The sequence below is a fragment of the Verrucomicrobium sp. BvORR106 genome, from assembly GCF_000739655.1.
Lineage (GTDB): Bacteria > Verrucomicrobiota > Verrucomicrobiia > Verrucomicrobiales > Verrucomicrobiaceae > Verrucomicrobium.
Genome location: NZ_BATR01000073.1, coordinates 1 through 5,820 on the forward strand (window position 1 = coordinate 1; position 5,820 = coordinate 5,820).

Consider the following 5,820-nt stretch of genomic DNA (forward strand, 5'->3'; position numbering starts at 1 on the left):
GGAGCGGCTTTGTTGAGGACGATGTCCCTGGCGCTGAGCACGGGTGCGGGCGGCACCCAGTCTTCCTTGAAGGTGTCGGGCAGGTCAGCGAAGTGCGGGGCGACGTCTTGAGCTGCTGCTGCTTGGGCCCAGAGGTCTGAGGGCAGCATCATCAAGGGATGAATGAGGAGCAGCGTGGCGGCCGTGGCGCGGGAGGCAAACGATGTCGGAGAGAGCATGAAGTTGAAGGGGGCAAAGGGGGTGATGCATCAACAAAGTTTCAAGATGGCGGTGGATGACCGCCCTTTGGTCCGGCGACGGATGGGGCCATCGCGGTAGAGGGGGACTTCAGAGAGTGTTGAGGACGAGCCCGGTCAGGCGGTATGCTACGGCATTCCGATGCCGCGGGCGTTGTTGCCTGCCTCGGCGGTTCGCGGGGGGCGGCGGCTACGGCGTCGCAGTGAGCATGTGTTTTTTTACCCAGACAGCAAAGTCGCCATCATAGACGAAGTCAGCTTTGGTGTTTGCAAACTTGGCTATCTGTTTCCTGACAATAAAACGGTTGTTTCCAACAAACATGCAGCCAATCACCAGGGTTTCAGTTGTGGCGCCACTTTCCGCCAGGGGGATGATGATGTGACTGGTGGAGCGTTCTATCAAAGTCACGGCAGAAGGCTTTTTCAGACCTTCGATGAACTTTGCGGCGTCGCCTTCAACAAAGTATCCGCACTGCCCGGACTCGATTTTTGCACTGGGGGCGTTCGAAATAGGATCGTTGGTGACAAAACTTCCCTGTAATTTGGGAACAAGATAGGCGGAGTGGATTTTTGATGCCTGGAGATAGTCGCAGTAGTCCTGGAGGTCTTTTAGTACTGAGGGCAGATCTTCGTCGCTGAAGGTGTCGCTGGTTTTCACCGTGTCGATGGCCTGCGCGAAGGTGGAGACGAGCATCATAAACAAGATGGGGATGGTCTTGGTGATCATGACTATTTTGTTTTGTTGATGTAGTCCTTGATGGCCTTGTAGTTGTCGATGGTGTTGACGGTGCCGTCAGGTTGGACTTTTCCGTGAACCCTTTGTAATTCAACGCCTCTGTTCTTGTAGGGGTCCTTCCATTTGTCAACCACTTTGGAGGGGTTGCAGGAGGCGATGGTAATCTTGTCGGCAAAGCCCATATTGGGATTGAAAATTTCTGGCAGTGGTCTGGTCATGGAGGTCCAGCCCGACTTGGTCTGCTGGATTGAATACTCGGCTTTCCCTGTATCCGTTCCGTGGACCTGCCAGATAATCTCGCCGTATTTCTTGGAGTCCCACGCGTCTTTGACCTCTTGGGCTGTCGCGCAGGGATCAACTTCATATCCGGCGTCTTTTGCAGCTTGAACCATCTTCTTAAAGTCAGGGAAAGTTGGATTGTACTGATCGGCATTGATCATGAGAATCTTTGGCTTGGGAGCCAGGCCGAGGATGTCAATCAACCCTGTTGGACTGTTGAGGGCGTACTGATACAAATTGTGACCTCCGTTTTCAGAGATCGGATCCTCAGACAACCACCTGCCCAAGGTGGGATCGTACATTCTGAAAGGGGCCAGGAGAGTGGAGCTTGCATCATGATAAAGGTGGCCGCTGAATCCGCGCTCTGTGAGCCCTGGTCCACTTGAGATGATGTCCCGTTTTCCAAAGGCATCGAATTTGGCGCTGCCCAAACTTCCATCACTGATTCGATACCATCCTGTCACGCTTCCAAGATGATCCGTTTGGTACACGAGCTTGTCGGATCCTTGTACTTCTCCCGTGCCGAAGTAGGTCGCCACGAGGGTGGAACCTGTTCGCTTTTGAGCTAGCTCCACCCCATCCAGGATGTAGCTCCAATCATTCGAAGTGTTCCAGCTTGAACCTGTGTGCACTTTTTCTACATGGCGGACTCTACGGCCAAGACCGTCGTAAGCAAACTCGGTGCGCTTGGTGCCGGCAACTGGCACGCCGGCGTTTTGCACTGACAACAGCCGGTTCTCGGCGTCCCACTCCAGCTTGCGGAGCACAGTTCCGCTGCCATCGCGTTGTTCCAACACATTGCCATTGGCATCGTAGTCAAGTTCCTGGTCTGCTCCGGCCGAAACCGTCACGGTGTAGTTGTTGGTTTTGACATTGCTGTTGGCATCTGTGGCCTCCACTGTGATGGCGTTGCTCCCCGCAGTTACAGGGAGATCCTTCTGGAATCTCCAAGGTCCTGAGGGGCCCAGTTTGTTCACTGTCGCGGTGCTTCCATTGACTTTTATCAGTGCAGCTTCGTCGGTGGTGCCTTCGACCAGAGCGTTGCCGGGACCGCCCAGTTTGGTCAGCTGGTTCCTGCCTTCCGTCGTGCGGATCTGTAGAGTGCCGGGACCGCCTGCTGGCAGGTCTACCGTGGAACTGATGTTTCCCGCGAGGTCGTAGTGCCATGCTTGCTTCTTCTGGGGGACGCCATCGAGTCCCTCCTCTATTTCGCTGAGTTGATCGGCCTGGTCATGACGAAGGGCCCATGAGGTCACGTTGGCGGTTGCATTGGTGCGATCCCAAGTTTTGATATTGCCTGTCAGCTCATAGGTGTAGTCGTGCTTCTGCACGGTGCTGGTGCCCTGACGGTGATGGATGGTCTGCAGCTTTAGAGCGTTGGCACCCGCGGTAGGGGCATACTGGCTGTAAAGAGTGTTGAATCCCCCGGGGAGGTCCAATTGATCAGGAACTGCTCCAAGATTGCCGCTGGTATAAGTGCTGGTGAAGGTGCCCAGGTTGTTGACCAGTTGGGAGGGGCGTCCCAGGCTGTCGAGCGTCGTTTCTTCGGACCGTGTCACGGTGACGCCGTCATCGGCCACCACTTCGCTCTTGGTGCGGCGCCCTTGCCAGTCATAGCCATAACGCTGGGTGTCATTCGCCCAAGGGCCATTGACGGTTGCCAGCTTGCCACTGCCGTTTTGCGAACCACTTAGTGCGATGTACGCATAGTTTGTGGTGCCAAACTGGTCGGTCATGGAGGTGGGGCGCCCTGCGAAATCACCAGCGCCGAAAGTGACGTCGGTCATGGCGGCGTCCGTGTAGTCCTTCTTCTGAACGCTGCCGTCGAGATAGTGGCGATACGTGAGGGTGGTGGTGGCATTGAGTACATCCTTGGGGTAGGCCACCGTGGCCAGCCTGCCGCTCAACGGTTGATAGGTGTAGAGGTGCTTGTTGCCGTCGGGCAGAAGCTTCTCCACCACGCGCCCCTGGCTGTCTTGTTTCCAGGTGGTGACCTTGCCCATGGGATCGATGAGCTTGCTCAAGCTGCCGCACTTGCACCAGTCATACTGGGTGAGCCGTAGCAGAGGATCCAGCTCCATGATGAGCTGACGGTGCTGGTTGTAGCGCATGCGCGTCCAACGACCTGCGCGGTCCTTGCTGGCCCACACATCGAGCGTTTGTTTGACACCATCTGTGAAGACGAATTGTTCGGTCGTGGCGTCTGGGTGAGTGACGAGCGTGACCCGGTCCAGATTGTCATAGTCCTGGGTTAGCGTGTAGCCTTGGGCATTCGTAACGTCGCGGACGCGCTTGGCGCTGTCGTAGGTGAGGCTCTGGAGAGTAACAAAGGCCAGCGGATTGGTGGGAGAGGTTTGCTCTACCCGAATGAGGTAACCGTAGGCATCGGGGGTGCCGTCCAGATTGGCATCGTAGATGTATCGGGTGGTCTCTGCGTTGCCTCCTTTGGAGGTTGTCACCTGAGTGACTTGTCCTTGGTCGTTGTAGCTGTATTGCACCTGGAGCCCAGAAGCATCCGTGATGATTTCAGGCAGATGGGCGGCTTGTCCAGCTATGGTCTTGTACTGGGAGATGGTGAGCAGCGTTTCCCAACTGCCTCCGTTCTTGACCTTTATGTACTGCAGGTCCTGGTTGTTGGGGTAGTACTCATACTTCAGTTCGCGGCCCATGGCATCGACTTTGCCAGTAGGCAGGCCGAGGTCATTGTAGGTGGCTTGCTCCATGCTCCACACCGTGGTGCCGGTCGTGCTCTCCACCGCCTGGACGATTTTAGACGGAGCGCCCACGTCTCCGACGGAATGGGAGGAGGTCTGGTTGGGGTAGTTGAACCAGGTGCGCCCCTCCAGCGGCTTCTTGATGCTGCCGAGCACGCCGGTGATGGTGTCACTGGTGCTGGTGAGCCAGTTGTAGATCGTGCACTTGCTGTAGTCCCCCGGCCAGTTCTTCATCTGCTGGCGGTTCCAGTGGAAGGTGTTGCGGTAAAACAGGTTGTCGTTCTTGGGCAGGAAGGGGACGCTGGTGCCGTTGACATTGACACTGCTGGGGGCCTGCGGGCTGGCCACGTAGTTGTCAGGCAGCGCGAGGTCGTTGCGCTCCAGGCGTTCGCGGTCTCCCGCGGCATCTCTGGACTCGATCCAGCGTCCGGTCTCGCTGTTGATGCCGGGCATCTCCCCGTGGCTGAACTCGGTGGGCCCGTAGGGCGTGGTCAGCCTTGTAATGAAGTCGCCGGTGCCGTAGGTGAACTGGGAGGTGATGCCGACGGGGTCGATGATCCTTTCCAGCTGGCCGGTGGCGGTGTACTTGAACTTGGCAAAGCGGGAGAAGGGATCGGTGACTTTGCGGATCTTCGTGGTATCGCCGCTGACGTTGTCGCCAACATCGGGCGTGTAGCTGAGGGTGGTGGCCTGGCCCAGGGCGTCCAGGATGGTGGTCAGGCGCAGGGAGCCGTCATACTGGAGGGTGACGGTATTGCCAACCTTGTCGATGATCTGGGTGAGGAGGTACTTGGTGGGGGTGACGGCATCTGGCTGTTTGAAGAGCTTTTTGGAACCGTCGGGATAGGTCAGTTGGTAACCCGGCCCTCCCAGGCCTGCGGTGAGGTAAGTGAGCTGGGGGCGCTCTTTGTATTTTTGAGCGTAGGTGCCGGTGGAGGTGTTGTAAGTGTACTGGAAATAACTGCCGTCGCCCTGGATCAATTTCACCTGGGTGTTGGGGGTGCCGGTGCCGGAGAGCGAGACGGCCTCCTGCAAGGAGTGGGTCCAGCGGGGGCCGAAGTTGCCCGTCACCTGGAGGTCCCCGATGACGGTGCTGCGCTGCTCATACGAAACCTGAAACGCGACTTGCGGGCCGTAGGGAGCTGTATAGGTGACCGGGATGTCGGAGATGGCGAGTCCAGGATTGATGGAATTGAACGAGTACGAGGCCATGCCGATAGGGCAAGTGTCGCCGTTGCCTCCGGTTTTCTTTTGGCATCCCTCGGGCTCAGTGGCGTGGACGCAGTGGCGGCCGAAGACGGTCTTGGCCTCTTCATCGTTCACATCCACATACCCGGCGGGCAGGGCGGTGGCGGCGGGGACGAGGAAATAGCCGCTCATCTGCTGCTCCAGGGCCTGGGGTGGCACCCAGCTGTCATAGAACAGGTGTTCATCGGTGAGGCGGTACTTGCCCTCGAGCGTCTCGGTGAGGGCGGAGTAGTGGTTGAACTTGAAGTGGATGACGGAGGGGGCGATGATGGTGCGGCCGCTGGTGCGCTTGATGACCTTGAGGGTGCCGCCTCCTTCATGGCTGTGGGCCTTGAGCTCGAAGGCGGAGAGTCCGTCTTTGATGAAGATGGCCTTTTCGTTGTCATCATGCACATCCGGGAAGATGGGGCGTTCACCCAGGGGGACGCAGATGGCGTTGGCGGCGGTGAAGCCGCAGAAGACGTTGCGCTCAGCCTTGTGATCGAGGAACCACAGCACTTCGCGGGCGCGGATAAGGGCATCGGCCGCATAGCCACCCAGAGGAAGGGTTTTGGCCTCTTCAATCAAGGGGCGCAGCTCGTCCTTCTGGCCCATGAGGGAGCGGCGC

3 protein-coding genes are annotated in these 5,820 nt (G+C 57.8%); all 3 read right to left on the bottom strand.

Features of this window, described 5'->3' with window-relative positions; translation table 11 throughout:
- Positions 1 to 218 (bottom strand): hypothetical protein (locus tag BV106_RS10995; RefSeq protein WP_038164425.1); only part of this gene is annotated, 218 nt, incomplete at its 3' end.
- Positions 219 to 426: 208 nt separating this feature from the next.
- Positions 427 to 963 (bottom strand): hypothetical protein, encoded by a 537-nt coding sequence (locus BV106_RS11000; RefSeq protein WP_038164427.1) that lies wholly within the window; start codon positions 961 to 963, stop codon positions 427 to 429.
- Between the two features lie 2 nt (positions 964 to 965).
- Complete coding sequence (locus BV106_RS11005) at positions 966 to 5,807, bottom strand: RHS repeat-associated core domain-containing protein (RefSeq protein WP_038164428.1); 4,842 nt, start codon at positions 5,805 to 5,807, stop codon at positions 966 to 968.
- Positions 5,808 to 5,820 lie beyond the last annotated feature (13 nt).

What these genes read in the sequence shown, in the direction of transcription:
- BV106_RS11000 (WP_038164427.1), bottom strand. Translation starts at nt 963, where the DNA reads ATGATCACCAAGACCATCCCCATCTTGTTTATGATGCTCGTCTCCACC.
- BV106_RS11005 (WP_038164428.1), bottom strand. Translation starts at nt 5,807, where the DNA reads ATGGGCCAGAAGGACGAGCTGCGCCCCTTGATTGAAGAGGCCAAAACC.